This is a genomic window from Sinorhizobium sp. NG07B, assembly GCF_002532005.1.
GTDB classification, from domain to species: Bacteria; Pseudomonadota; Alphaproteobacteria; order Rhizobiales; family Rhizobiaceae; genus Sinorhizobium; species Sinorhizobium fredii_C.
The window spans coordinates 37,630-63,270 of record NZ_NWTD01000003.1 but is presented as its reverse complement, the minus strand read 5'-3'; the positions used below and the strand labels follow the sequence as shown (position 1 = coordinate 63,270).

25 protein-coding genes and 1 pseudogene are annotated in these 25,641 nt (G+C 59.9%); 8 read left to right on the top strand and 18 right to left on the bottom strand.

The window, feature by feature from the left end; translation table 11 throughout:
- Positions 1-164: 164 nt before the first annotated feature.
- From CO664_RS10320 to CO664_RS10310, 3 genes are all read right to left on the bottom strand, one after another.
- Complete coding sequence (locus CO664_RS10320; RefSeq protein ID WP_037416305.1) at positions 165-602, bottom strand: hypothetical protein; 438 nt, start codon at positions 600-602, stop codon at positions 165-167.
- 225 nt (positions 603-827) lie between these two features.
- Positions 828-2,144: an HlyD family type I secretion periplasmic adaptor subunit gene (locus CO664_RS10315; protein WP_037416302.1), complete on the bottom strand. Its 1,317-nt coding sequence runs from the start codon at positions 2,142-2,144 to the stop codon at positions 828-830.
- Complete coding sequence (locus CO664_RS10310) at positions 2,141-3,889, bottom strand: type I secretion system permease/ATPase (RefSeq protein WP_176536583.1); 1,749 nt, start codon at positions 3,887-3,889, stop codon at positions 2,141-2,143. The genes CO664_RS10315 and CO664_RS10310 overlap by 4 nt, the downstream gene beginning before the upstream one ends.
- A gap of 387 nt (positions 3,890-4,276) precedes the next feature.
- Here CO664_RS10310 and CO664_RS10305 point away from each other — a divergent pair, with 387 nt between their 5' ends.
- Genes CO664_RS10305 through CO664_RS10290 form a run of 4 tightly spaced genes read left to right on the top strand, consistent with a single transcriptional unit; the run spans position 4,277 to position 8,335 of the window.
- Positions 4,277-5,560: a capsular polysaccharide biosynthesis protein gene (locus CO664_RS10305; RefSeq protein ID WP_234820208.1), complete on the top strand. Its 1,284-nt coding sequence runs from the start codon at positions 4,277-4,279 to the stop codon at positions 5,558-5,560.
- A gap of 4 nt (positions 5,561-5,564) precedes the next feature.
- Positions 5,565-6,335, top strand: a complete 771-nt coding sequence (locus tag CO664_RS10300) for an ABC transporter permease (protein ID WP_097538683.1) — start codon at positions 5,565-5,567, stop codon at positions 6,333-6,335.
- Positions 6,332-6,991: an ABC transporter ATP-binding protein gene (locus CO664_RS10295; protein WP_097538682.1), complete on the top strand. Its 660-nt coding sequence runs from the start codon at positions 6,332-6,334 to the stop codon at positions 6,989-6,991. Before CO664_RS10300 ends, CO664_RS10295 begins: the two co-directional genes overlap by 4 nt.
- Positions 6,992-8,335 carry an RkpR, polysaccharide export protein gene (locus tag CO664_RS10290; RefSeq protein ID WP_097538681.1) on the top strand — a complete coding sequence of 448 codons (1,344 nt, stop codon included), beginning with the start codon at positions 6,992-6,994 and terminating at the stop codon, positions 8,333-8,335. It begins immediately after the preceding gene.
- A gap of 115 nt (positions 8,336-8,450) precedes the next feature.
- Here the strand turns inward: CO664_RS10290 and CO664_RS10285 are convergent, their stop codons facing one another.
- The 11 genes and pseudogenes from CO664_RS10285 to CO664_RS31170 all read right to left on the bottom strand — a co-directional run.
- A complete protein-coding gene (locus tag CO664_RS10285; protein WP_097538680.1) occupies positions 8,451-8,831 on the bottom strand; it encodes a hypothetical protein in 381 nt (126 codons plus the stop codon).
- Positions 8,832-8,964: 133 nt separating this feature from the next.
- On the bottom strand, positions 8,965-9,657 hold the full coding sequence (locus CO664_RS10280; RefSeq protein ID WP_097538679.1) for a hypothetical protein: 693 nt from the start codon (positions 9,655-9,657) through the stop codon (positions 8,965-8,967).
- A gap of 79 nt (positions 9,658-9,736) precedes the next feature.
- Positions 9,737-10,768, bottom strand: a complete 1,032-nt coding sequence (locus CO664_RS10275) for a glycosyltransferase family 2 protein (protein WP_097538678.1) — start codon at positions 10,766-10,768, stop codon at positions 9,737-9,739.
- Positions 10,768-11,946, bottom strand: a complete 1,179-nt coding sequence (locus CO664_RS10270; protein ID WP_097538677.1) for a glycosyltransferase — start codon at positions 11,944-11,946, stop codon at positions 10,768-10,770. Before CO664_RS10270 ends, CO664_RS10275 begins: the two co-directional genes overlap by 1 nt.
- Positions 11,947-11,969: 23 nt before the next feature.
- Positions 11,970-12,674, bottom strand: coding sequence for a class I SAM-dependent methyltransferase (locus CO664_RS10265; protein ID WP_097539164.1), 705 nt, complete (start codon positions 12,672-12,674; stop codon positions 11,970-11,972).
- A 273-nt stretch (positions 12,675-12,947) separates the two neighbouring features.
- On the bottom strand, positions 12,948-13,607 hold the full coding sequence (locus CO664_RS10260) for a class I SAM-dependent methyltransferase (protein ID WP_097538676.1): 660 nt from the start codon (positions 13,605-13,607) through the stop codon (positions 12,948-12,950).
- A gap of 87 nt (positions 13,608-13,694) precedes the next feature.
- Complete coding sequence (locus CO664_RS10255) at positions 13,695-14,729, bottom strand: beta-3-deoxy-D-manno-oct-2-ulosonic acid transferase (RefSeq protein WP_097538675.1); 1,035 nt, start codon at positions 14,727-14,729, stop codon at positions 13,695-13,697.
- Position 14,730: 1 nt separating this feature from the next.
- A complete protein-coding gene (locus tag CO664_RS10250; protein WP_097538674.1) occupies positions 14,731-15,507 on the bottom strand; it encodes an ABC transporter permease in 777 nt (258 codons plus the stop codon).
- 303 nt (positions 15,508-15,810) lie between these two features.
- Entirely contained in the window at positions 15,811-16,341 is a 531-nt protein-coding gene (locus tag CO664_RS10245; protein WP_097538673.1) for a dihydrofolate reductase family protein, read from the bottom strand.
- Between the two features lie 273 nt (positions 16,342-16,614).
- A complete protein-coding gene (locus CO664_RS10240) occupies positions 16,615-17,118 on the bottom strand; it encodes an SRPBCC family protein (RefSeq protein WP_097538672.1) in 504 nt (167 codons plus the stop codon).
- A pseudogene (locus CO664_RS31170) lies at positions 17,102-17,296 on the bottom strand (ArsR family transcriptional regulator); the annotation flags it as partial. The gene CO664_RS10240 and the pseudogene CO664_RS31170, both read right to left, overlap by 17 nt.
- A gap of 603 nt (positions 17,297-17,899) precedes the next feature.
- On the opposite strand from CO664_RS31170, the gene CO664_RS10230 reads away from it, so the two are divergent.
- The 4 genes from CO664_RS10230 to CO664_RS10210 all read left to right on the top strand — a co-directional run bounded on the left by CO664_RS10230 (position 17,900) and on the right by CO664_RS10210 (position 21,818).
- Positions 17,900-18,301: a cupin domain-containing protein gene (locus tag CO664_RS10230; RefSeq protein WP_097539163.1), complete on the top strand. Its 402-nt coding sequence runs from the start codon at positions 17,900-17,902 to the stop codon at positions 18,299-18,301.
- A gap of 45 nt (positions 18,302-18,346) precedes the next feature.
- A complete protein-coding gene (locus CO664_RS10225) occupies positions 18,347-19,666 on the top strand; it encodes an epoxide hydrolase (RefSeq protein ID WP_176536550.1) in 1,320 nt (439 codons plus the stop codon).
- A 95-nt stretch (positions 19,667-19,761) separates the two neighbouring features.
- Positions 19,762-20,499 (top strand): response regulator, encoded by a 738-nt coding sequence (locus CO664_RS10215; RefSeq protein WP_097538670.1) that lies wholly within the window; start codon positions 19,762-19,764, stop codon positions 20,497-20,499.
- The gene (locus tag CO664_RS10210) at positions 20,496-21,818 is read left to right on the top strand and encodes an ATP-binding protein (RefSeq protein ID WP_097539162.1); all 1,323 of its coding nucleotides are present in this window, start codon (positions 20,496-20,498) and stop codon (positions 21,816-21,818) included. The genes CO664_RS10215 and CO664_RS10210 overlap by 4 nt, the downstream gene beginning before the upstream one ends.
- Positions 21,819-21,892: 74 nt before the next feature.
- On the opposite strand, the gene CO664_RS10205 is transcribed toward CO664_RS10210, so the two are convergent.
- The 4 genes from CO664_RS10205 to CO664_RS10190 form a co-directional block, all read right to left on the bottom strand.
- The gene (locus CO664_RS10205; RefSeq protein WP_097538669.1) at positions 21,893-22,558 is read right to left on the bottom strand and encodes a VOC family protein; all 666 of its coding nucleotides are present in this window, start codon (positions 22,556-22,558) and stop codon (positions 21,893-21,895) included.
- Positions 22,559-22,700: 142 nt separating this feature from the next.
- Positions 22,701-23,117 (bottom strand): organic hydroperoxide resistance protein, encoded by a 417-nt coding sequence (locus CO664_RS10200; RefSeq protein ID WP_097538668.1) that lies wholly within the window; start codon positions 23,115-23,117, stop codon positions 22,701-22,703.
- Positions 23,118-23,477: 360 nt separating this feature from the next.
- Complete coding sequence (locus tag CO664_RS10195) at positions 23,478-24,524, bottom strand: alpha/beta hydrolase (RefSeq protein ID WP_097524398.1); 1,047 nt, start codon at positions 24,522-24,524, stop codon at positions 23,478-23,480.
- Positions 24,525-24,667: 143 nt separating this feature from the next.
- Positions 24,668-25,612 carry a GlxA family transcriptional regulator gene (locus CO664_RS10190; protein WP_097538667.1) on the bottom strand — a complete coding sequence of 315 codons (945 nt, stop codon included), beginning with the start codon at positions 25,610-25,612 and terminating at the stop codon, positions 24,668-24,670.
- Positions 25,613-25,641 lie beyond the last annotated feature (29 nt).

Genomic DNA, 25,641 nt, shown 5'->3' with positions numbered 1-25,641 from the left:
CAAGAGGCGCCGTAGCGGCGAAGTGCCTCCCCCGCTTTGGATCGCCAGTACCTTTGAGACGTTCACCAGGCGACGTTGCAGCGGACAAGCCGCAACACAACACACCCTCTCCGGCCGGCGTCGTCGGCCGCCATTCAAAGCCGTCGTGGCAAACGTCGCCTGCCTTAGCCGAAGAAAATCTGGCGCAAGCGGGCAAACAGGCCTGGCTGGTTTTCGACAAGCATCGCGCGAATGTGACGTGCCGCCGTCGACGCACTGACCGTGGCGCCGAAATGGCAATAGCAGATGACCTTGTGCAATTGCTCGTCACTCAATTCGAAGAACCGCTTCGCCTCGCCGTAGCTGTCATTGTCCAGGCCGGCGGTCCGCAGGACCGGGTCCTCGAATGCAACGGAGATCGGCGTGCCGTCGCCGCGCATCGTGGCGCGCACATGCGCCGGCTGATACTCGGTCTCGTGCAACGTCGAAAGCCGTCTGTGCGGGCTGCGTTCCAGGAGTTCCGCCCAGCGCTCCAGTCGCTCGCTACGCGACAGGGTCCGGCGCGGAAGGTCCTGTTTGACCTCGGCGACACTTTGCAGGTCTTCGATTGCATGGTGCTTCATTGTGACCTCCTAATCAGACTTAGTTGGTCCCCCATTCCACCTCATACGCCTAATAAACGTGACTCCAACCGGCCGCGAAGTCCAATCACGAAAATGCCCCGCGAACACTTAACCAGCAAAAATTGAGGGATTTCGCGCGGACCCGCGCCTGACGCCGCCCTCTCACGCGTGACGAGCCCGCGCCCGGGGATGTCCGGACGCGCCAGTTCGTTTCCCGCGACCGTCTCAATCCTCGCGGAATGCGTGCCTCATCTGGTCGGTGAGCGGCTTCGCCAGATAGGAAATCACCGTGCGATCGGCGATCTTGATGAACACCTCGGCCGGCATGCCCGGATAGAGGGAGAGGCCCTTGAGCTTGGCAAGGCTCTCCGGCTTCGGGCGAATGCGCAGCGGATAGTAGGTGGCGCCGGTCCTCTCGTCGCTGACCATATCCGGGGCGACGGTCACCACCTCGGCCTCGACCTCCGGCGTCGTGCGCTGGTTGAAGGCGCTGAAGCGGATCTCGACCGGCTGGCCGACACGGATCTGGTCGATGTCGTGGGTCGCCACCCGCGCCTCGACGGTGAGTTCGTCGGCCTCCGGTACCACGAGCATCAGCGTCTCGCCGGGATTGACGACGCCGTTCACCGTATGGACGGCCAGCTGATAGACGCGGCCCGGCAGCGGCGCGGTGATGTCGAGCCGCCGCAACTGGTCCGTCGCTGCCGTACGCCGCTCCTCATATTCGGCGATCTTCGCCTCGACATCGGTCAGCTCCTTGGAGATTTCCGTGCGCCGGTCCTCGTCCAGTTGCAGCACCTGAAGGTCGATCTCGCTGGATTTGCCGCGTGCCTGGGCACGCGAGGCGATATACCGTCCGCGGTCGCCCTCGAGCTCCGCCCGCTGGCGTTTCAGCGTCGTCACCCGTTGCATCGGCACCAGGCCCCGGCCATAGAGCGAGTCGACGCCGGTCAGTTCCTCCGCGATCAGCGTCAAGGCGTCCTCGATCGCCTTCAGCTGCACGGTCAGGCCGTCGATCTCGTCGGCCAATTGTGCCTTGCGCGACTGCAGCTGCCCCTTCATGCCGAGCAGCGCCGTGCGGCGGCTGGCGAAGAGCTTCTGCTCGCCATCGACGAGTTTTGCCGCCGCCGCGCTGGAGACGAAGTTCGCGAGGTCCTTGTCGATCTCGAACGACTCGGCGCCGATCCGCTCGGCCAGCAGGCGGGCGCGGCGCGCATAAAGCTGCGCCAGCGTGCTTTCGACGATCGCAAGGTTCGCACGCACCGTGGTGCCGTCGAGCCGGATCAGCACCTGGCCGGCCTCAACGCGGTCGCCTTCCTTGACCTTGAGTTCGCCGACGATGCCACCGGTCAGATGCTGGACCTTCTTGACATTGTCGTCCACGACCACGACGCCGCCGGCGACGATCGCGCTCGACAGCTCCGTCGTCGCCGCCCAGCCGCCGACGCCGGCCACGAGGGCAAGCGCGAGGACCGAGACCCCGATCATATGGCGAGAAAGCGACCGGCGCGCATTGGGCGCCCGTTGCGTGCTTCCGCTCATTGCTTTGCCTCCTGGCCTTCCGCGACGATCTTCAGCGGTGACGCACGTTCCGTCTGCTGCCCCCTCAACACTTTGCCGAGCACTTCCTCCTTCGGGCCGAAGGCCTGCTGCCGCCCCTCGTTCATCATCAGGACGAGGTCGGTGCTCGCAAGCGCGCTCGGCCGGTGGGCAATTACCACGACGATGCCGCCGCGCCGGCGCACATTCATGATCGCCTCGCTCAGCGCCTGCTCGCCATCCGCATCGAGGTTCGAATTCGGCTCGTCGAGGACCACCAGGAAGGGATCGCCATAGAGCGCCCGGGCGAGCGCGATGCGCTGGCGCTGGCCGGCCGAGAGCGCCGTGCCGCTCTCGCCGATCTCGGTGTCGAAGCCGTTCGGAAGGCGAAGGATCAACTCATGGACGCGCGCCGCCTTGGCAGCCGCGACGATCGCCTCGGAGGCCGCATCCGCGGCGAAGCGGCAGATGTTCTGCGCCACGGTTCCGGCGAAAAGCTCCACGTCCTGCGGCAGGTAGCCGATATGCCGTCCGAGCGCGTCGCCGTCCCATTGGTCGAGGGCCGCCCCATCCAGCCGCACCGAGCCGCGATAGGCCGGCCAGACGCCGATAAGGGCGCGCGCCAAGGACGACTTTCCCGATCCGCTCGGGCCGATGACGCCGAGAGCGCTGCCGGCCCGCACTGTGAAATTGATATCGGTGAAGATCAGCCGCTGCGCCGCCGGCGGCCCGCTCGCCAGCGCCTCGACACTCAGACGCTCGTGCGGCTTCGGCAGCGCCAGCGGGGTTTCGGCCTCCGGCAAGGCCTTCAACAGGTCCTTCAGGCGCTGCCAGCTCTGCCGCGCCTGAACGAGGCCGCGCCAGTTGCCGATGGCGAGCTCGACCGGGGCGAGCGCCCGGGCGGTGAGGATCGAGCCGGCGATGATGATGCCGGGCGAAGCCTGGCCCTCGATCACCAGCACGGCGCCCGCAGCCAGCACGCCCGACTGCAGCGCCATGCGGAAGACCTTGGAGAGCGCCCCATAGCCGTTGCCGATATCGGATGTGCGGCGGTTTTCCTCCCGGTATTCGGCGTTGCGGCGTTCCCAGAGCTCGGCAAGCCGGCCGGTCATGCCCATCGCCTGGACGACCTCGGCATTGCGCTGCGAGGCCTGGGCAAAGGCGCTGCGAAGGCCGCCCGCCTCGGATGCCTTCCTGGCAGGCGCTTGCGTGCCGCGATTGGTGAGATAGGTGAGAAGCGTCAGGATCAGCCCGCCGCCGATCGCCACGAAGCCGATGACCGGATGGAACAGGAAGCAGATGGCGACATAGAAGGGCAGCCAGGGAAGATCGAACAGCGCCGCCGGCCCGGCGCCCGAGAGGAACGAGCGAACCTGATCGAAGTCGCGCAGCGCCTGCAGCCCGTCTCCCTGCATCTTCAGCTTCAAGGGTGCCTTCACCATCGCCCGATAGATGCGGCCGCTCAAGCTCTCGTCGAGCGCGCCGGCGATGCGCACCAGCATCCGCCCGCGGATCAGCTCGAAGGCGCCCTGGAAGGCATAGAGCAAGAGGGCGAGCAGACAGAGCGCAATCAGCGAGGGAATGCTGCGACTGGGCAGAACCCGGTCATAGACCTCGAGCATGAAGAACGAGCCGGTGAGATAGAGGATATTGACGAGCGCACTGGCGATGCCGACGCCGACAAAGGCGGATCGGCACTCTCGCAGGGCGGAGGCGGGATCGACATTCCTGCCGCTCGATACTGTCAAAGGTTCAGGCACCGGCGATTTTCTCCAGGTCGGCATGGTCCGGCCGCCAAGGCGGCCTTTTGTTGAGGTCCCGGCACGGACGCGCCGAGAACGAGTGTGTTCGTTCAGCTTGTTGCTCCGCACCTTAAATCACGTTGGCCTAATTTTTCAAAGTCCGCATGCAGAAGTTGTTACCGTGGTGACAGGGATTATACGGTCGGTTGTCGGTTGCCGATGGCGCGAGCGGACCTGCCCATTGGGATGCGGCGGCAGGCCGCGCCATTGCCGGCCCTCGGCGATGCGAACACGCCTCCGCTACCTGTCTCGCAAATTCGGCAGGATAGTGTTGCGAACCACAAAGGAGAGCTTTATGTGCAGGGCGACGCGACTTGATCTCGGTGGAGAGTGGTGAGCAGAAAGGCTGCCCCTGAAATTTCCGGTGGCGCTTCTGTGAAGCGGCTGGCGACTTTTGCCGTCCATGTGACTGAATGGAAGCGACCCTTTCTGGAGCGCTCGTTTCCCGACCGGCGCTTTCACTTTCTGCCAAAGAACCTGTCCGACTCGGATTTCGACCGGACTTGGAAGCCTCGCATTCTCCTGGAGGGGCCATGCGAGGTCTTCGTCTGGGGCGCCGCCTTGCCGCCGGCGCTGGCCGAAATCGCGACAAAGCAGAACATCCCTGTTTGCTTCGTCGAGGACGGCTTCCTTCGGTCAGTGCGGCCGAGCGCCAGCCGTACGCCTCCCCTGTCGCTAGCGCTCGACAGCAGGGCGCCCTATTTCGATTGCCACAGGCCGTCCGATCTCGAAGTGCTGCTCTCAACCTATGACTTCGAGGCGGATGCAGCGCTGATGGAGCGGGCGCGCGCCGGCGCCGCGCTGCTCCTGGAGAGCGGCATCAGCAAATACAATGGCGGGCTGCAGCGGACGGCGGAAGAGATTTATGGACCAAAGACGCGCAAGCGCGTGCTGGTGATCGGCCAGGTTGAGGACGACGCTTCGATCCGCTACGGCTGCCCAAGCCCGATGACCAACAACGACCTCGTGCGGCTTGCCGCGTCGGAGCAGCCGGAGGCCCAGATCCTCTACAAGCCGCATCCGGACGTATTGAGCCGCGTTCGTGCGGCCCGATCCGACCCGGCCGAAGTCGCGCATCTCTGCGACGTGGTCACCGAGAGCTTGCCGCTTGCCGAGGCGCTGCGCACCATCGATCATGTCTATACGATCACCTCGCTGGCCGGTTTCGAGGCGCTGATGCGCGGCATCGAAGTGACGAATGCCGGTTCGCCCTTCTATGCCGGCTGGGGGCTGACGGACGACAGGCAGTCCAATCCGCGCCGCGGCAGGAGGCTTTCGCTGCAGGCGCTTTTCGCCGGCGCCTATCTCCTCTATCCTCGCTACTTCGACCCCGTCACCGGAGAGCAAACATCATTCGAAGCGACCGTCGCCGCGATAAAGCGGCAACTCGACGAACCCGATCTCAGACAGCCTTCCCGCCCGGCCTGGCGGCCGTGGGGCCCCTACGGCGTGCTCGGCTGGCGCCATCTGCTCACCGCGATGATGGCGCCGGCGATCCGCCATGCCGGCAACGACCGCGACGCCGAAGATTTCCAGGCCGACCCCATCCGCTTCTTCCGCAGCCTTTCCGACCGGCGGCTGCGGCTGATCGGCCGCATTCTCTATCCGTTCGGGTGAGCCCGTGAGCTATCTCTCCACCCATATCCGCGTCGTCGGTGCACTCCTCGTGCGGGAGATGGCGACGCGCTTCGGCTCGAAGCCCGGCGGCTATATCTGGGCGCTGCTCGATCCGGCCGCCCATATTCTCTTGATGACCTTCATCTTCCGGGCAATCGCCCGCGCGCCGGCGCTCGGCACCAGTTTTGCGCTGTTCTTCGCCACGGGCTATATCGCCTTCCAGTTTTATCAGGCGATGACGAGTTACCTGAACAGCGCGGTCCGTGCCAACAAGGCGCTGCTCAGCTATCCGAACGTCGCGCCGATCGATACAGTCGTCGCCCGCTTCGTTCTGCAGGTCGGCACGACCTCGCTCGTTGCCATCATCGTGCTTGGGACAATCGTTGCGAGCATGCGGGTGCATACCGAATTGCACTGGCCAACGATCCTGGAGGCCATCGCCATGGCTTGCCTCTTCGGCCTCGGCATCGCGATGATCAATTGCGTGCTTTTTCTAAAGTACCCGGTCTATGAACAGGTCTTCGGTATCGTCAATCGACCGCTTTTTCTGATCTCCGGCGTTTTCTTTCTGCCGGATTCGATCCCAGCGCCATACCGCGACCTTGTGCTTATCAATCCACTTGTTCACATCGTCATGGGCTTCCGAAAGGGCTTTTATCCCGAGTACCGGGCAATCGGCCTCGACATGAACTATCTCTATGGAATCGCATTTCTGACATTGTTTGCCGGAATGCTGGTCTTCACCCTTTCCCGAAAAACGCTGAGAAACGAATGATACGGTTCGAGCAGGCGACCAAATATGCCCGCACCAAGGGCATCAAAAAGCCGATCATCGAAGACGCCTCGCTGACTCTAAACCGGGGAAAAAGCGTCGGCCTGCTCGGCCGCAACGGCGCCGGCAAATCGACGCTGCTCCGCCTCATCGCCGGCGCGATCAAGCTCGACGGCGGCCGAATCATCCGCCGCGGCAAGATCTCCTGGCCGCTCGGCTTCGCCGGAAGTTTCCAGGGTTCAATGACCGGCGAACAGAATGTGCGCTTCGTCGCCCGCATCTACGGCGTCGATACGGAGGAACTCGCGGCCTATGTCGAGGACTTTGCCGAGCTCGGCCCCTTCTACAAGGCGCCGGTCGGCACCTATTCCTCCGGCATGAAGGCGCGGCTTGCCTTCGGCTTGAGCATGGGCGTCAATTTCGACTATTATCTCGTCGACGAAATCACCGCCGTTGGTGACTCAAATTTTAAAAAGAAATGTCAGACAGTGTTCGAGACCAAGCTCCAGGATGCCGACGTGATCATGGTCTCGCATAGTTCCAAGACGATCCGCGATTATTGTGATTGCGGCGTGGTGCTGGAAAAAGGCAAGCTGACTTATTATGACGATGTCGAGGACGCGATCCGCGCACACGACAGAAACATGAGGGATAACTGAATGGCGGCCAGCAAAGACGCGGCAGCAAACAAGTCGGGCCCCACACAGGCCTTCGATCGGCCAGCCACCTCCCCAGCCGCCAACCACGATGCGAAGAGCAAGGGTATCGCCGTGCTCGAGGGGCTGCTCGGCAGGCAGAGCGCCCCTGTCATTCCGCTTCGCGAGCGGCAAGACAGAGCCCTGCCGGATGAAAAGACCAGCTCAAGGCCTAAGTGGCTCAAGAAGTTCGCACTCCGCCACACTGTGATCGCGGCGTCGTTTCTCGGCCTCGTTGCCCTACCGGCGACGCTTGCCTCGCTTTACATGGCCTTCATCGCGGCCGATCAGTATCACAGCACCACATCCTTTGCCGTGCGCAGCATCGAGGGCGGGGTTTCGACCGATATCCTCGGCATGTTCACCCAGGCCTCCGGCGGCAGCACCGTCTCGGACAGCTACATCCTCATGGACTATATCCTCAGCGAGCGGATGGCCGCGGATGCCGATCGCAAGTTCCAGCTGGAGAAGGTCTACGCGACAAGAGGACTCGACTATCTCTACGGCATCGGCTCCGAACTGCCGATAGAAGACAAGCTCGCCTATTGGCGGGACATGGTGAAAGTCAATTTCGACCACGCCTCCGGCATCATGCAGGTCACGGTCAAGGCCTTCGAGCCGACACAGGCGCGACAGATCGCCCAATTCATCGTCGACCAGAGCGACAGCCTCGTGAACAGCCTGTCGCTTTCGGCGCGCAACGACGTGCTGAGGGCCGCCCAGGACGAGGTGCTGGCGGGCGAGGCACGGCTTTCCAAGGCACGCGCATCATTACGCGTTTACCGCGACAAGTCGCAAGAAATCAGCCCCGAGGAAGGCGCGAAGCTCGCCGTTCAGTTGATCGCCGGTCTGGAGGAGGAACTGACGAAGCTTAATGCCGACCTCGCCACCGCGAAGAGCCAGATGAGCGAGGACACCCCGCGCATTCGCGTACTAAAAACCCGTATCGAAAGCCTGGAACAGCAGGTTGCCGTCGAGCGCCAGCGCCTCGGCACGGGCGAAAAAAGGTCCGTTGCGAAAGACCCTAACGCGCCTGATGTCGCCGGTCGCATCGCTGAGTTCGAGGAACTGGAGACCGAACGCGAATTCGCCGAGCGTGCCTTCACGGCGGCGCTGGGCTCGCTCGAGAAGGCGCGCATCGAGGCGAACAACCGCCAGCGCTATCTTGCCCTGTTCATCGAGCCGACACTTTCGGAAATGGCGCAATATCCGAGCCGGCTGCTCAACGCCCTTCTCGTAACTCTTGGCCTGTTTTTCGCGTGGGGAATTGGCGTCATGAGCTACTACAATATTCGGGACCGGGCGTAGGCGGCAGAACAAAAGCTGAAAGCCTCGCCGAAGCAAGCGTTCATCCCCAAGGAACCGTTGAGTTTGTCGAGAAATTCCGGCCGGATGCAAATATTGTATTTATGTTTATGTTTGGCTATGACGCTTGCTGCGCCTTGAATCTCAGCGCAGCGAGGCAGAGAGCCAATGCCGCGCTTGAAGCGTGGCAATATGGACCGTTCCCGACACAAGCTGTCCATCCGCCATCGGCATACGCAACGCCCTTCTCCTCGTAAGGCGCCAATATGTCTACAACGAGCATTGCATCATCTAGAGACGTCGTGAAATGCGGTACTTTTCCGTCCTCGTAGCCAGTTGGGACGATCCACAGAACCCGGCGCGTGGTTTCGCCATTGGCTTCGTTCGTAACGTGCTGGATTTTACGTTTCCAGCCGATCTGCTGGGCGATGGCGCCGTCCAGATGGCGTTCGCCTTCTGTCGACTTATCTAATGCTCTAATGACGTCAATAAGCGCCATACCGCTCCTCCGTGTGCATATGACGGCAATAGCTAAAGGGTAACATCGCGCCCCCATGCTTTCCCTCGGCAAGGCATTGGGAGCAAGTCGAGGAGCAGGCGGCAAACGCTGGCTCCTCGATTAGTAAAAATGATCACCTCTTCTTGAACAGGTAGCCGTAGTTCTTGATCCAAGGCTTGGTCGGTCTGCTCTTAAAATACTTGCTAAACTCACAATCGAATCCCAACCGATCGAGAGTAGTTATCATATCTTGATGCGTGATACCGAATTGCCAAAAATTATGGACATCCCTCATCGACTTATTCTGTTCGCTGTCGAATTTATCCAGATTTGCAAACCATTCTTTCAAGCGTCCTTCATGCTGATACACAACATTAGCCTTGAACCAATCAAAGCCATAGTCGGGGAACCGTAATGTCTCAGACCCTACCGTCCACATCGGATTATGGATTAGGAAATATTTCGTCCTTGGCGCCCACATCCTGAGAACTTCGTCCCAATCTGGCGCAACTTGGTGTAGCAAGACGTCAAAAAAGAATACGACGTCGACGTCCCCGACCTTTTCCAAAGTGGAACTCGTGCCAAAAAGGCCCGAAACGGGACTTGCCTTTGGCTGTTGACTTGTCCACGCGAGGGTTTCACTCGTAATATGTTGATCGACAATTACCGCTTTGTCGAGCCTATGCTCTTCGAGCACATAGCGGCTGTATCCGCCGTCGACACCCCAACACGCTCCCAAGTCCGCCGACGACCTTATGTCCGGGGCTAAGGCAATGGCACGATCGATGAGCGACAACTTTACCGGGTCGAGTTTCTGCTTGTACATTTTCGCATCCTGTTTTTCAGCTTATTGCATTCGTAGGTCCTACGACTCAGGGGCTCCAAGCGCTTGCCTAGGCTGCGCCCTATATCATAAGCCCACGAATTAGATTTCGATGCTCTGTGACTTCTGCACAGACTTTTGCATCTTTGAGTAAGTCGTCCATCAGGCGGCGATATCGGGCATACCGTTGCTGTTTGATCGAAGGGGGGGGGCGAAAGCGATAGTACCGCTTCAAAACATACTCGTAAATGACCGAAATGGCCTCGTTTTTCCAAGCTTTAGCTGCAACAGATTTAGCATAGAAAGCGCCGGCTTTTGCCGAATTTCCTAGTTCTTGGTAATCCTCGGCGATGTTCCGATAGAACTCCGCCTTACCTGCGCGTTTCCGACTTAAAACCGGCCGGATATGTTGCTTGTAGATGAAAATATGCGCACGCAACCTTTTCTTGTTGTTCAGCGTAATTCTTTCTTCGTCATGATCGACATAAACGCAGAGCGGGTCGGCCACCCCCACAAACTGCACATAATCGGACAACCTAATAAAGAAATCCCAGTCCTGGCAGGCAGGCAACGACTCATTGAAACCGTGAATGTGTCGCGCTACCCAAGCCTCAACAACCACCGAGCTCAGCGTTCCCAGGAAATTGGATCTTCTGATTTTTTGCGGGTTTAGTAAACGTCCCCCGAATTGGCGAAGGATGATCTCACCATGGGAGTTAACCCTGTATCGGGCGGTTACCGAAAGAACCGGTCTGCTGTCGTTCTCCTTGGCGCGACTGATCTCATTCAATTGCAGTTCGAGTTTCTCAGGCATCCAGATATCATCGCTATCTAGAAACGCGACAAATCTTCCGATCGCGGAAAATATTCCTCTATTTCTTGAATAATTGGCGCCTTTGTTTGTCTCGTTGACGAGCATCCGTATGTTCAAGTCGTCCGAGAATTCCTTGATGATCAGCTTTATTGCCTCGAGGTGGATTGCATCTGAACAATCATCCACCACGATAACTTCCTTGGGCCGAACGGTCTGCGCCGAAACCGAATTCAGAGCCCTCCTCAGTAAGGCAGTTCTGTTGTAGTTAGGAATAACTACACTAACATCACATGCTGTCATTAACGCGCCCTCACTGCATCGACGAACGCTTGGGTTTGAACGTTCTCGTCATGCGCGACCGCGACATGATCTCGAGCTACCTTCGCCATTTGCTCCATTGTCTCAGGGTGCAACATGGCATACTCAATCGCTGCCTGCAGTTTTTCGCCATCCGACTCCGGAACTAAAAGCCCGCTGTGCTGGTCGTTAATCAGCTCTGGGATGCCCGAATGGTAGGTAGAGACAATTGGGATCCCCGCGACCATTGCTTCCATTAGGACAACCGGTAGTCCTTCGCTGTCGCCATCTTGTGCAGTACGGCTAGGAGCAACAAGAAGATCGCACTCTGCCATCAGTTGGCGTACGAAGCTCTTCTGTTTCGAGCCATAAAAGATGAAATTCTCAGCGAGCCCTTCTTTCCTCGCCCGCTCCTTACAGACTTTGAGTTGCGGTCCGTCCCCAACACAGTGCACCCGAACGCGCTTCTGCATTTTTTTCGCGACATTCTTCACCGCTGAGTACAAGAGGTCGAAGCCCTTCTTTTCAACGAATCGGCCGACGAACAGTATACTAAATACCTCCAAGTCTCCGTTTCGCTGGCGGGGAATGCCGTCGATGTCAGTACCTAGATATATAGTTCTAACATCCCTAATCTCTGTGTTCTGCCGTAATTCGTCAGCCCAAATTCGGTTCACGCACACAGCACAATCGATGTATTTCGCGGCCCTTTGGTAATTCGCCCATCCATTTTTTTTTACGTAAGAGGAAACATCGTGTCCGTGAAAAACGACTACATTCTTCATCTTTGGAAAAACATACTTCTTCAGCTGAACCCCAACTGGGAAATTGTTTCCAAAGTGGGTAACTGCTACATCCGGGTTCCAATCCAATTGGATGCCGAGCCAAACGGTTTGCTTATGAATTCTCTTCCGGAGTCGCAACTGCGCCAGATGTATCGCTCGAATCGGATGCATCAACACGCCGAGTACGATGCGACGAAGCAGCTTAAGGTTGAATGGCTTCGCATATAGCAATCCTCCTGCGCACTCGGGAGCAGATTGCTCAAATCTGAAAGGAGCAAGGGACCGCGCAAACACGGCAACCTCTGCAGCGTCCTGCTGCTTGATAGCTTTTATTTGATCATGCACAAATGTCTGCGAGTACTGAGGAAAGCGCCCATTTATAAATAGGTATTTCATGTCTTCTCCGGTATTCACATCGGTCAAGCTTCAACGGCCTGAGCCGTTGAGCGGCTTCGCTTCCTTATAAAGTACAATCCTCGGTAGATTGTGATTGATTCAACCCATTTCTCGTAGACGTTCATAACAAAATCAGAAGGTATCTTTCTAAAGTCAGCGTTGTTCCTTTTCGTTAATATCCTTCCGTTTGTTTCAATATTACGAAGGATATTAACCACGAAGCTCTCCATCTCGCTCCGCACGTTACTGAATTGCTGCTCTCCCGAGCAGAGTGTGTCCTCAATGACATACACTCCGCCCGGACGGAGGTACTGAAATAGGTACTCAAATGTGGCTATCGTAAGGTTGTTTTGGTGTGCGCCATCATCGATCACAACGTCAACCGATGGAACCAGTCCGATCGCCTTATCCAGAACAGAACGACGCGTCTGATCACCAATCACGGCGTGAATACGCTCGCCGTAATTCGCTTCAGTACTTGGATCAATATCGATTCCAACCACATTCGCATTGCTGAAATACTCAGCCCACATCCTCAGAGACGCGCCGGCCGTGCCCTTGTAAGTTTGGCCGCCGATCCCAATTTCAATGACTCCTCTCGTCGTTTGTCGCCGCGAGGCAAACTCCGATTGATACACACGCGTGTAGTTGTGATGCTTCGACGATTTGTCAGTTCCGAACCTGATCGCGAGTTCATCAAGGGTCAAATCTTGCATGGTTTCCTGCATCATAATTCCTCAGCGCGACAAAGAGACCATGCGAGCACTGTTTCAATCCGCCGTACTAACGAGGCGGTCCTGATTAACCAGTTCACCCTCGAGGGCTACGGCAAGGCTTCCTATCGCAACAAGTAAACGTCACGCGAGCCGGTCACCTGCCCGACTTCGCAATCTAATGCCTTCCGACGCACCTTACTGTCAACGTGGGCCTCGGCGAAAACCAATGATCTTACCAAAGATCCGGCGCGGGGCCCCTGCCTCAATCACGATTCATTCAAGCCTTCAAGATGCCTTCTTCCGCAGTTTTGCGGCTAACCACATTTCTGCTGAACCGTCATTATGGGCGAGATTCCCCTCATCCAAGATCGAGTGATAGCATCCTTTTTCTTCAAGCTTGCGAAAGGTTCTACACTCTAGGACCTCAAACCCAAAACTCTCGACATCTGAGGCGGAAATAGTATGCGGCGCATCCGCCCTTGGCTTGTGGTTGATCTCCACGATAAGAAGGAAAAACCCACCTGCCTTCAGTATTCTCTTAATCTCACCGACGCTATCCTCCACACTTCTTACAAAATCTAAGCTGTTAAAGGCAGAGACACAGTCGAAGGATTCGGCGGGAAATGGGATTTTTTCCGCAGGCGCATCAACATACATTGCTTTGTGCTTTGAGATGCCAAATCGCGCATACTCTTTAGCAAGTGGATCGAGCCCAACGGCGGATGCCGTGTCAGGCATCCACTCGAGAGAGCCGCGTGGGCCACACCCTATATCAAGAACCTTTCTATCTTCGTAGAAAGACTTGGGGATGTCGAAGTATTCTGTAAAAAAGTACTCGTAATGGGAGTTCTTAAATCGCCTTTCTCTCTTCCATTGCCTCCACCAATACATATACTGAGCTTTCAAATGATCTTCAGTGGAAAGCTCATCGTTTTCCGGTTTCATGCCCTCTCCTAACCTATGCCGGCTCAATCACCGGCTTTTCAAACCTCGACAAGCTTCGCGCGACGAATTCTCCCACCGCGACGCCCCTCATTCATCGACATATTTCAGCGGCGCAGAATTTTGATCTAAACGGTGAACGACGTGCTCCATTTCCACGGGAGCACCTGTCTCCGCAGCAAAATAGCGCGAATACAAAATGTAACTGCCGGCAAAGATTTCGCGCATTTCGAGCTTTCTGCTTCGGCGTCCGCACTTCTGCCTGTCGTCAGTCGCCCCCCAGCCTGCGTAGAAGGGCAAACCAATGCATGTTACGGGCAAACCACGCAACAGCCCCTCAAAGCCCATCAGCGAAGTGATCGTATAGACTTGGTCGACGCCCTCGAGTACATCTGCGGGCGATACATCCTCTCTCAGGATGGCGCAGATGTCCGCCACCTCAGCGGGGTTTGACACGCCCTTGCGCGTTCCGTGCAGCACTTCCGGGTGGGGCTTGTAGACGATCTGGGCATCGGGATTTTCCGACGCCGCCAGACGTACGAGGTCGTTATTCGTGACGGGCCGGTCGCAGCCGTAGGCGATCGCCGCATCGGTTTCCACCTGCCCGATCACGAGGATGCGCCTTTGGGTCTTCGGGCCCAGAATGAAATCGAGATCGATCCGCTTGCCGAGATTGTATTTGCTCACCCGCAGGTCGAGCAGCATGCGGATGCATTTTTCCGCCCGTTCCATCAGCGCCGTGTCGGCGGCAAAATCGTAGGTCTGCAGCGTGTGCTCCAGATCGGAAGGGTTCGCTGCGTCATAGTGCATCGTCCGCGAATCGATGATCAGCGATGCGGGCGGCGACTTATGCGCGCCAAGCGAAATCGAGCGCACGAAACCGTCCTCGACATGAAAGAATGGAATACCAAAGCGTCGGCAGAAGCGCTTCAGGAATGGTGGATACTTGAAGCCCCAGACATAGACTTCGACATTGCGGCGGAGAAGCAGGCGAAGCGGCCAACCCTGAAGAAACATCAGCCAGGGTCGGCGGCTCACCACTTTGCATGCCCGGTCGGGAAACCAGCGGGGGACATAGGTTTTCCATGGGCCGAAGCCGAAGAAGATCGCGTTCGGGCGGGACATGCTAAACCCGCTCCTCTCTGATTTCCCGCATCGATACTGTCAGCAGCGCCAGCCCGGCAACGAAGCAGACGAGCGCGAACTCCAGCACATAGCCCTTGTCCAGCCCGTCAGCGCGATACTCCGGATAGGTTGCGCTCCGAAACCACATGATGATGTGCACCAGCGGATTGTAGAGCAGGTAATCACTGAAAGGGTTCGGCATTGTCTCGGGCAGGAAGAAGACGCCGGAGATCATGAAGATCGGGCGGTTGATGATGCCGAAGATCTGCTCGTAGATCGGATAGCGGGCGAACATCACGATGTTGATAGTGCCTATGCCCAACCCCAGAACCGCGGCGGCGCCGGCGGCCTCGACCATGCCGGCGAAGTCCATCGGCTGGCTGACGCCGCCGAGTTCGATGATCAGGACAATGATCAGGACCGACACCAAGGCATCCGTCATCAGCTGCAGGATGAAACGCGACACGATCGCATCGAAGGGCGAGACGACCGGATAGGAGAGCAGCGCCTTGTTCGCCTTCATCGTGCCGGCCATGAACGAGGACATGCGCTGGTAGAAGGTGAAGGGCAGGTAGCCGCTTGCGAAGAACAGCGGAAAGCTCAGGCCCAGAGCCGGCATGCGGGCGAAGGCCTGGAAGATCAAGGTCATCATCGCGACATGGGCGACCGGATCGAAGACGGCCCAGAGATAGCCGCCCGGCTTCGAGCCGTAGCGTGTCGACATTTCGCGCACGATGAGGGCGGCCGTCACTCTGATGTGCTGTTCGATGAGCTTCACGTCTGGTCCCGCGCGGATTGCCGTTCATGCGATGAGCGAGCGGTCATTTCTTCGGCCGCCGTCGGCATATTTCACAATCCGCGCTTGCTGGCAAATTTTGGGCAACAGCCGCACCACACGCGGCGCCGCTGAAGCCCTGTGACAAGCACGGGGATGATGCCGGCCTATCTTGGCCCGGCCCCGGCAGCTTCGTCTCCAGAGGAATTCAACGTCGCCAACGGGGGCTCTCAACGCCGGCTCATTGCAGCTTCGACCCAAAGCGGACCCGACGCGTCGGTGCGGTCCGCCGCGCGAGCTGCGTAATCAGGCAGGAACGTATGTCAGCCTGATCACGCCCTCGCCAACCGGATCATTGGCCACGAGGCGGAGCGGCGGTCGGGGGCCGGCGAAGAATGGCGTGCCGCGGCCAAGAACGACGGGGTGGATGTAGAGGCGATACTCGTCCACAAGACCAAGGTCGGTCAGGCTTCCCGCCAGGCCCGGTCCGGCAACGGCAATCTCCCCCGGAAGCCGAGCCTTCAGCCCGCGGATCACCGTCTCGATGTCATCCGCGACCAGCGTGGCGTTGGGGCCGGCCGACTTCAGCGAGCGCGACACGACCCACTTCGGTTGGCGCCGCCACGCCGCGGCGAACGCGTGCTCCTCCGCATTCCACTCAGGACGATCTTCGTCCCAATAGCGCATGATCTCGTACATCCGGCGACCGTACACGCTGCCGGTCAGGTCGCGCACGTGGTCTATCCAGTGGCGAAAGAGCGCGGGGCCAGGTGCAAATTCCTGGTGGTCGACGTAGCCGTCCAGCGATTGGTTCATTCCAAAGACAAGCTTCGCCATGCTCCAAAATCTCCAACCCGAGTTCTTCAGAATAGCTTGAGCCGGCGTTCCTTGTAAGTGCGGTTGCGGCACGGGCTGCGTGCGGCTTGAACGCGATGAACCTCTAAAGTGAACCCAAAGCCTGAGTTCATCGGGCAACTCTCCGGTTTTCGAAGCCTCGGCGCGGCTCGACGAAAGCAATCCTACTTCCTCTTCCCCGAGCGCCTGGATAACCACCGATATCCAAGTGCCGAGCCGCCCCCGTTCCCTCCAGGCGAGTTTCCCCGACCCGCGCTACTCGCCTGTGCTGGAAAGCAACTCGTCGAGCTGCTCCAACTGCTCCGGCAATGCGGCCGCCGAACCCTGTAGTGCTTCCTCAAGCGCCTCCTTGGACGGATAGACTTCGTGGAAATTCAGTAGTGTCCTCCCGCCTTGGGCCTCGAAGGTCACGGTCGTGATCGCGCCCTCTTCGCCCTCGTCGTTGCTCCAGACGATGCGCTCGTTCGGCACCACCTCGAGATACGTGCCATAGAAGGCCATGGTGTCCGAACCGCCGGCGCCGAATTCCAGCCGATATTTGCCGCCGGTACGGACGTCCATATCGCACGATACGAGCGAAACGCCGGATAGCGATTTTGGCACCCACCAGCGCTGGAACAGCTCGGGCTGGCTCCACGCCCTGTAAACCGTGCTCGGCGGCGCGTTGAACGTCCGCGTTACGACGAGTTCGCGATCCCCTCTGCGCTCGACTGACGTGCGGTTTTGCGCACCACCTGCACTGTCAACTTGCTCCGTCATCGCTTCCCTCCTGTTTCATTTCGCTGATGATTTCATCCAAAACTTCGAAGCGGGCCTCGAAGAGCTTGCGATGCGCCTCGATCCACTCGGCCTCCGCCTTGAGGCCTCGTTTCCCAAGCTTGCAGGTTCTCACCCGTCCGACCTTCTGCGTGACGACGAGCCCCGCCCGCTCGAGAACCGGCGATCATTTCTTGATATATCCGGCGACCGCCAGTGGGGCATCTCTGCCATAGCGATCCCCTTGACCGCTTGCTGAGGGCAGACATAGCCCGCGTCCACGCTGGAGTCAGGTGGTCGGCCGTCTCCCATCCGTTTCGAGATAAGTTCCCGTCGTCGGCTATTGCTCTCGGCCCTTCTAGCATAACCGCGTTGAGGGTGACCTTGTCAGGCGAAGCCGGCTCGAAATTTGTGCTGCCGCGCTACGGGCCAGCGTCCGCACGTCCCAAGTGCCCAACGATCCGCAGCCTTGGCGAGGCGCTCGAGCTGGCGGGCGCGGACAGGAAATGGTGACCGTCCTTGACCCGCCGTTCCTCTTGATGCGGGTCTGCGTGGTGCGACGTCGCGCATTGCCTGGAATCGCGGGGTCCTCGATCTCCGGCAGGAAACGCGGTGTCCCGCACTCGCCAGCCCCACCCGGCGCGAATTCGCCCCCGCTGCTTCCGCGACACATGTCGTTACAAAAGTCCTGCCCAGCAGACACATCGTCAATACACCCAGACGTTCAAATGGCGGCGCTGGCTTCGAAAACGAGCCTCGACCCAATATGCGAAAGGACGACCATATGAAAACGTCTCGGATCATCGCGGCTGCGCTGCTGATCGTTGGAAGCGGATTGGCGCTGCAGGCGGCCAAGGCGCAGCAAGGGGGAATTCAGCGTACCGATCTCGTGCAGCACGACCTCGATACGCCTGGCCGGGAGGCCGTTCAGGTGCGGGTCGATTTCGAACAGGGAGCCGTCTCCATCAAGCACTCCCATCCGGGCGAAGAGATAGCCTATGTCCTCGAGGGCTCGTTGGAATATCAGCTCGAGGGGAGAGCACCGGTCATCCTTCATGCCGGGGAAGCGTTGTTCATCCCGGCCGGAGTGGCGCATGTGGCGAAGAATGTCGGCAGCGGCAAGGCATCGGAGCTTGCGACATACGTTGTCGAGAAAGGCGCCCCGCTGGTCGTTCCGGTCAAGTGAGCGTTCGACATGAATATTGAGAACCACATGGAAGGAAGTCCGAGAATGGCCGCACAGGAAACCGCAGAGGCGTCCGGGCTGTCCCGCCGGGCTCTGCTCTTGAACGGAGCTGTGGCGGTCGCCTTTGCGGCGTTTCGCCCTGCGACGGCCCTCGCCCAAGCGGCTGCGCCGGCGACTTTGGAGGCTGATGCCATTCGCCCCTTCCGTGTGGATGTGCCGGCGGCAGCGCTCGTCGACCTCCGACGGCGCCTTGCAGCCACACGCTGGGCCGACCCTGAGACGGTCGGCGACCGCTCCCAGGGCGTTCAGCTTGCGAAGCTTCAGTCACTTGTCCGCTACTGGGAGACTCACTATGACTGGCGTAAAGCCGAAGCGAAGCTGAATGGCTTGCCACAATTTCTGACGAGTATCGACGGGCTCGACATCCACTTCATCCATGTTCGCTCCCGTCATGCAGACGCATTGCCGCTCATCATGACCCACGGCTGGCCCGGTTCGTTCTTCGAATTGCTGAAAGTCATCGGTCCGCTGACCGATCCGACGGCACATGGAGGGACCGCGGAGGACGCCTTCCATCTCGTGCTTCCCTCCCTTCCCGGCTTCGGCTTTTCCGAAAAGCCGAAAGGCACTGGCTGGAACCCGGACCGCATCGCCCGCGCCTGGGACGTTCTCATGAAGCGCCTTGGGTATCAGGACTACGTGGCACAGGGCGGCGATTGGGGTGCCATCATTTCTGATGCGATGGGCCGCCAGGCTCCTCCGGGTTTGCGAGGCATCCACGTCAACAGGATCGAGCGCTCTACCACCGTCCCGCAGGAAGTCGCCAAGGCATTGAAAAGCGGTGATCCTGCACCGGCGGATTTGAGCGCCGAGGAGCGGGCGGTGTTTGACGAGGCCAGGGAGTTCCTCGGCAAAGGCTTTGGCTATGCGGCAATCATGGGGACGCGTCCGCAAACCGTCGGTTACGGCCTTGCCGACTCACCTGTCGGATTGGCAGCGTGGATCTATGACAAGCTCGCCGATTGGGTGTTCACCCGGGGCGAACCGGAACGCGCGTTGAGTCGCGACGAAATTCTCGACAACATCACGCTCTACTGGCTGACGAACACCGGGACCTCGAGCGGCCGGATCTACTGGGAGAACAGCGCGGGCACTGCCAAGTTGGTCCCTATCGCGATCCCGGCGGCGGTGACGATTTTCCCCGGAGAGGTGTACAGGCCGCCAAAGAACTGGGCGGAACGCGCCTACCGCAACCTGATTTACTACAATCGCGTGGACAGGGGCGGCCATTTCGCCGCCTGGGAGGAGCCGGACTTGTTCAGCGCCGAGCTGCGCGCCGCTTTCCGGCCGCTGCGTCGACTCTAGCCTTCAGTCGACACAGGCGCACGAGCCGGTGAATACTGCTACCACGGCGTTTTCATTTTGATAAGTAATGACGGTCGAACGGTGGAGATCGCGCCATGGAGCACATCGATCATATCTTGGTCGTTGATGACGATCGGGAAATCCGGGAGCTCGTGTCGAGCTATCTGAAGAAGAACGGTCTGCGCGTAACCGCCGTCGCCGACGGGCGGCAGATGCGCGCGTTCCTCGAGGCCAACACGGTCGATCTTATCATTCTCGACCTCATGATGCCTGGCGACGATGGCCTCGTTTTGAGCCGCGAGCTGCGCGTCGGCAGACACAAGGCGACACCGATTGTCATGTTGACTGCCCGTTCCGACGAGATGGACCGTATCATCGGCCTGGAAATGGGCGCCGACGACTACCTCGCCAAGCCGTTTTCGGCGCGCGAGTTGCTCGCCCGCATCAAGGCGGTCCTGCGGCGCGCACGCATGTTGCCGCCCAATCTGCAGATCTCGGAAGCCGGCCAACTGCTGCGTTTCGGTCAATGGAAGCTCGACACGACGGCAAGGCATCTCGTCGATGCGGACGGGACCGTGATTGCGCTCAGCGGTGCCGAGTATCGGCTGCTGCGCGTCTTCGTCGACCATCCACAGCGCGTTCTCAACCGCGATCAGCTCCTCAATCTGACGCAAGGACGCGATGCCGAACTCTTCGACCGCTCCATCGATCTCCTGGTCAGTCGGGTGCGCCAGCGTCTCGGCGACGATGCCCGCGAGCCGACCTATATCAAGACGGTCCGCAGCGAAGGCTATGTCTTCTCGATGCCGGTCGAAATCGTGGAGCCGCGCTGATGTCGGCGGCCGCCCTCAAAGGAATTCGCCTTTGGCCGCGCACACTCAGGGCGCGGCTGTTCATAATTCTCCTTGCCGGTCTCGCAATCGCTCACGCCATGTCGTTTGCGGTGCTGTTTTCCGAGCGGTATGTCGCCGCGAGGTCGGTGATGTTCAATACGCTCGAGAACGACGTCGCGACGGCGATCGCCATCCTCGACAGGCTGCCTGCCGCCGAGCGCAGCGCCTGGCTGGATCAACTTGCTCGCGGCTCCTACCGGTTCCTCCTGGGGCCAGGCATGCCCGGCAATCCAGTGCTTGAGCCGAACGACGCCGAAGTCGCCTCCAAGATCCAGGCTGCAATAGGCGCGAAATACCCGATCGAAGTTCAGTCGATTCCCGGCGCGGCCCGCCGTCTCCAGGCGCATCTTCGCTTGAGCGACGGCGAACCACTGACGATAGACGTCACCCCAAGGGGCGTCATGCCCGTAGCCGACTGGCTGCCTTACGTGCTCGTGGCACAGCTTTCCCTTTTGGTGTTGTGCAGCTGGATCGCGATGCGCCAGGCCATCCGGCCTCTCGCCAATCTGGCGAAGGCCGCCGACACGCTGGACCCGAACAGCAACACGCCGCGTCTCAGCGAAACCGGACCAGCGGAAGTGGCCTACGCGGCGACCGCCTTCAATTCGATGCGGGATCGCATCGCGCAGTATCTGGAAGAGCGCGTGCAGATCCTTGCTGCGATCTCGCACGATCTACAGACGCCGATCACCCGCATGAAGCTGCGCGCCGAAATGGCCGATGAATCCGCCGAGCGGGACAAGCTGCTCCAGGACCTTGGCGAAGTCGAGCGCCTCGTCAAGGAAGGGGTTGCCTATGCGCGCAGCGCCCACGGCACGGAGGAAAGAGCCTCACGCATCGATCTCGCCTCGTTCATCGAGAGCCTCGCATATGATTACCAGGATACCGGCAAGGCCGTTACCATCGGCGAATTGAGCCACGGCGCGATTGCGACCCGGTCGCACGCGCTAAGGCGAATTCTCACCAACCTGATCGACAATGCGCTCAAATTCGCCGGCAGTGCGGAAATCGAGGCTCAGCGCCAGGACCGCAACGTCTTTATAAGAGTGCTCGATCGCGGTCCCGGCATTCCGGAGGACCAGTTGGAAGCCGTGCTGAACCCTTTCTTCCGTCTGGAGCAGTCGCGCAACCGCGACACGGGGGGGACTGGCCTTGGTCTTGCGATCGCCGATCAGCTCGCGACCGCGATTGGTGCTACGCTCATCTTGCGCAACCGCGACGGCGGAGGACTGGTGGCGGAAATCAGTCTCCGACAATAGGTCCTCAGCCCCCACGGCAACACACCAGGGCGGCCTCAGCGCCCTGATGTGGCCCATTCCATGCAGCAGCCCATTCACGCGGGCTGCGGTTCGCCCGTCTGCTCCCGAACGATGTACTCGGCGTACCAGATCGGCCAATCCTCGTCGCGGTGACCGAGCTGCTTCTCGTATTCGCCGTGGGCGGCCTCGGCGCGCCGGAAAGCGCCCGCAAGATCCGCGGCGGAGGCGAATGTCGTGGTGCTCGCGTCGATCCGCCCGGGCAACCGTGTGGTGACCTCCTGGAACAGCCAGCCGTTGCCGTCCGGATCGCGGAACGAGGCATAGGAGCGGTAGCTGCGGCGCTCGGGATCCGCGCCTGCTACCCTGTGCCGCCCAAACAGATAGGGCTCGTCGTTGCCCGTCTGCACGTCGCCGGCATGAAACACTTCGCTGATATCGACGCCGCGGCGACGCAAGTCCTCGCGGGCGGCCTTAATGTCGGAAACGATGAGGTACAGCCCCTGGGCGGAGCCCGGTCGCGCGTCAGTGACATTCTTTCCGAAGATGACCGAGGCGCCGGATCCGGGCGGGGTGAACTGGATCACCCGGTAGCCGTCATCCCCGGCAAAATCAGCATCGAGGCGCCAACCGAGGCCCGCGTAGAATGCCTTTGCGCGATCGACGTCCGACACGGGGACGACGATGACCTCGAGCTTCATGTCGATCGGCCGCGTTCTTTCGCTGTTGATTGCGGTGCTCATGCTTTTCTCCTTGTGTTTGGAAGCGCCATGCGCCGGTGCGAGTTGTTCGCCGGGACCAGAATGCCGCCCTGAACGCGTGGGCGAAAATCGCCGGCTGCCCCCCGACCGAAACTCGTCCGATCGGGAGGTATCTTCTTCAGTGTCAGACGATGTTGATCGCGACCTCGATATTGCCGCGCGTCGCCTTGGAGTAAGGGCAGGTCTGATGCGCCCTTTCCACCAGCGCCTGTGCCGTGTCACGGTCGATGCCCGGCAGGCTCACATTGAGCCGGGCCTGCAGCGAATAGGCGCCGCCGCCGTGGCGAAGATCCACTTCCGCATCGACCGCCAGATCGGCCGGAAGCGTTACCTTCTGCTCGCTGGCCGCCTTGCCGATCGCTCCGATGAAGCAGGCCGACCAGCCGGCCGCGAAGAGCTGCTCCGGATTGGTCCCCGGCCCCGTGCTGCCGGGTGAGGAAAGCTTGATGTCCAGGCGCCCGTCAGAACTGCGGGATGCGCCGTCACGGCCACCGGTGGTGTGCGTCTTGCCGGTGTAGAGTACCTTCTCGATCTCGGTCATGGTGTCCTTCCTTCGACAGAGTTGATGACGCCGAGCCAATTGGCTTGTCCGACTGTCGAGGCACACATGCCGTTCCGCACGTGTATGGAATGTTTCGTCACCGGGCGAAGAAAGTAAGCGAATGCCGGCAAGATGCGGAACGGAAACACTGCGATACAAAAGCGCTGTCAGAGGCGACGCGTAAAAGGGTGAAGCCATTCGCCCATGTCGCCCGAAGGTGCGCCACGGTTGAACGCGAGATGCATGAAGACCAATACCCAAAGCGCGTCGCGCATTCGTGAATGCGGACGCGCCTTTAAAAGTCTACAGCGATCTCGGAGCGTCCAAAAGGATGCGACCGTGCTGCGGCGTTAAAAGTGATCAGAAACGATCGACGTCGAAGACGGCCTGTGCAAAGGCCTGAGGAGCTTCCTGCGGCAGGTTGTGACCGATGCCGCCTGTGATCAGCCTATGTTCATACTTGCCGGAGAATTTTTTCGCGTAAGCCGCCGGCTCGGGATGCGGAGCGCCGTTGGCATCTCCCTCCAACGTGATCGTCGGCACACCGATCGTGGGGAATTTGGCGAGTTTTTCTTCCAGGTCGTCATATTTCGGCTCGCCGTCGGCCAGGCTGATCCGCCAGCGGTAGTTATGGATCGTGATATCGACATGATCCGGGTTGTCGAAAGCCGCCGCGCTGCGGTTGAAGGTGGCGTCGTCGAAATTCCATTTCGGCGAGGCCAGTTGCCAGATAAGTCTCGCGAATTCGTTTCGGTTTCGCTCGTAGCCGGCGCGCCCGCGGTCGGTGGCAAAGTAGAACTGGTACCACCAGGCATGCTCGGCGCCGGGCGGCAGCGGCATCTTGTTGGCTTCACGGCTGCCGATCAGGTAGCCGCTCACGGACACAAGGGCCTTGCACCGCTCCGGCCAGAGAGCGGCGATGATGTTGGCGGTCCGCGCGCCCCAATCGCATCCGCCGATGACCGCCCTTTCAATGCCAAGCGCGTCCATCAAGGCGACGATGTCGGCGGCGATTGCCGCCTGCTGACCGTTGCGCGGCGTCTCCGGTGAAAGAAAGCGCGTCGTCCCATAGCCGCGCAGATAGGGAACGATCACCCGGTAGCCGGACTCCGCCAGCAAGGGCGCCACATCGACATAGGTGTGGATGTCGTAGGGCCAGCCATGCAGAAGGATAACCACAGGCGCGTCGCTCGCGCCGAGTTCGGCGTAACCAACATTAAGAACGCCCGCATCGATCTGCTTCAGCGAGGCAAAGGACGTGTTCGTCCCTGGCGTGATCGCCCGAATGCCGGCCTCAGCCGTAGATTTTGCGGCGGCCACGCCGGTGATGTTCAATTGCGCGGCGGCAAGTGTCAACGCCGCCGCTCCGATGAACCGCCGTCTCTGCAGATTGATTTCCCCTGTCATCGCTCTTCTCCGAACTGTGTGAACTACAGTTGCGGAATGCGATTTCCATGTATCTGCGTTGTGACTTCGCGAGACCGCGATTGAAAGCTCATGTACGCACCCGCGCCTGGACACAGTGCGTTACAATTCCACTAGTGGCGGCACTATGCGGATGCGCTATCGCGCGCATTTCGCCGGATCGTCTGCGGTGGCTGCCCGAGCGTTCGAAGAAAGGCGCGGCGCATGCGATCGGGATCGGCAAAACCTGTCTCGACTGCGATCACGTCCATGGAGTGGCGGCCCTGCTCCATCAACAGCCGGGCCGCTTCGACGCGGAGGTTCTCCACTGCCTTGGCGGGCGACTGTCCCGTCTCTGCCCGAAATGCCCGGCTGAACTGGCGCGGGCTCAGCCCCGCCGCATCCGCTAGCTCTTCTACCGACAACACGCCGCGCAGATTCGCCTTGGCGTAGTCGATCGACTTCTGGATCCGGTCGGACTTCGGCTCGAGCTCAAGCAAGGCCGAAAACTGCGATTGCCCGCCGGCGCGCCGGTGATAGACGACAAGCTTGCGGGCGACGTTGCGCGCAATCTCCTGGCCATGGTCCTTCTCGATCATCGCAAGCGCAAGATCGATGCTCGCCGTCATCCCTGCCGACGTCCACACGCTTCCGTCGACGATGAAGATGCGATCGTCCTCGACCTTGACGTCCGGGAAACGCTCCTGGAGCTGGCGCGCGAAGGCCCAATGCGTGGTCGCGCGGCGTCCATCGAGCAGACCGGCTTCAGCAAGCACGAAGGCGCCGGTGCAGGGCGCCGCCACCCGGCGCGACGTTTCAAGCGCTTGACGCGCAAATGCGATCAGCTCCGGAGTCATGGGCTCGATCGTCGCGCCGGCGCCGAACATCACGGTGTCAAAAGGTCTGTCGTCGAAGGCCCTCGTGAGGACACCGAAGCCGGCGGACGACTTGACCTCGCCGCCCGCCTCTGAGAGCAGCTCTATCTCATATGCCGGCTCCCCAAGCGCCGAGTTCGCCATCTCGAAGGCGGTTACCGCCGCGAAACCCATGAGCTGGAATCTTGGAAAAACGACAAAGCCGATCCTATGCATGGGCAAGTTCCTTACTGGAATTTTCCGCG

Excerpts from the sequence above, each read along its gene's own strand:
- CO664_RS10255 (WP_097538675.1), bottom strand. The coding sequence starts at position 14,729 with ATGTCCCGCCCGAACGCGATCTTCTTCGGCTTCGGCCCATGGAAAACC.
- CO664_RS10290 (WP_097538681.1), top strand. The coding sequence starts at position 6,992 with ATGGCGGCCAGCAAAGACGCGGCAGCAAACAAGTCGGGCCCCACACAG.
- CO664_RS10205 (WP_097538669.1), bottom strand. The coding sequence starts at position 22,558 with ATGAGCACCGCAATCAACAGCGAAAGAACGCGGCCGATCGACATGAAG.
- CO664_RS10190 (WP_097538667.1), bottom strand. The coding sequence starts at position 25,612 with ATGCATAGGATCGGCTTTGTCGTTTTTCCAAGATTCCAGCTCATGGGT.
- CO664_RS10240 (WP_097538672.1), bottom strand. The coding sequence starts at position 17,118 with ATGACGGAGCAAGTTGACAGTGCAGGTGGTGCGCAAAACCGCACGTCA.
- CO664_RS10230 (WP_097539163.1), top strand. The coding sequence starts at position 17,900 with ATGAAAACGTCTCGGATCATCGCGGCTGCGCTGCTGATCGTTGGAAGC.
- CO664_RS10275 (WP_097538678.1), bottom strand. The coding sequence starts at position 10,768 with ATGACAGCATGTGATGTTAGTGTAGTTATTCCTAACTACAACAGAACT.
- CO664_RS10195 (WP_097524398.1), bottom strand. The coding sequence starts at position 24,524 with ATGACAGGGGAAATCAATCTGCAGAGACGGCGGTTCATCGGAGCGGCG.
- CO664_RS10315 (WP_037416302.1), bottom strand. The coding sequence starts at position 2,144 with ATGAGCGGAAGCACGCAACGGGCGCCCAATGCGCGCCGGTCGCTTTCT.
- CO664_RS10245 (WP_097538673.1), bottom strand. The coding sequence starts at position 16,341 with ATGGCGAAGCTTGTCTTTGGAATGAACCAATCGCTGGACGGCTACGTC.
- CO664_RS10270 (WP_097538677.1), bottom strand. The coding sequence starts at position 11,946 with ATGAAATACCTATTTATAAATGGGCGCTTTCCTCAGTACTCGCAGACA.
- CO664_RS10295 (WP_097538682.1), top strand. The coding sequence starts at position 6,332 with ATGATACGGTTCGAGCAGGCGACCAAATATGCCCGCACCAAGGGCATC.
- CO664_RS10265 (WP_097539164.1), bottom strand. The coding sequence starts at position 12,674 with ATGCAGGAAACCATGCAAGATTTGACCCTTGATGAACTCGCGATCAGG.
- CO664_RS10215 (WP_097538670.1), top strand. The coding sequence starts at position 19,762 with ATGGAGCACATCGATCATATCTTGGTCGTTGATGACGATCGGGAAATC.
- CO664_RS10320 (WP_037416305.1), bottom strand. The coding sequence starts at position 602 with ATGAAGCACCATGCAATCGAAGACCTGCAAAGTGTCGCCGAGGTCAAA.
- CO664_RS10200 (WP_097538668.1), bottom strand. The coding sequence starts at position 23,117 with ATGACCGAGATCGAGAAGGTACTCTACACCGGCAAGACGCACACCACC.
- CO664_RS10285 (WP_097538680.1), bottom strand. The coding sequence starts at position 8,831 with ATGGCGCTTATTGACGTCATTAGAGCATTAGATAAGTCGACAGAAGGC.
- CO664_RS10225 (WP_176536550.1), top strand. The coding sequence starts at position 18,347 with ATGGCCGCACAGGAAACCGCAGAGGCGTCCGGGCTGTCCCGCCGGGCT.
- CO664_RS10280 (WP_097538679.1), bottom strand. The coding sequence starts at position 9,657 with ATGTACAAGCAGAAACTCGACCCGGTAAAGTTGTCGCTCATCGATCGT.
- CO664_RS10260 (WP_097538676.1), bottom strand. The coding sequence starts at position 13,607 with ATGAAACCGGAAAACGATGAGCTTTCCACTGAAGATCATTTGAAAGCT.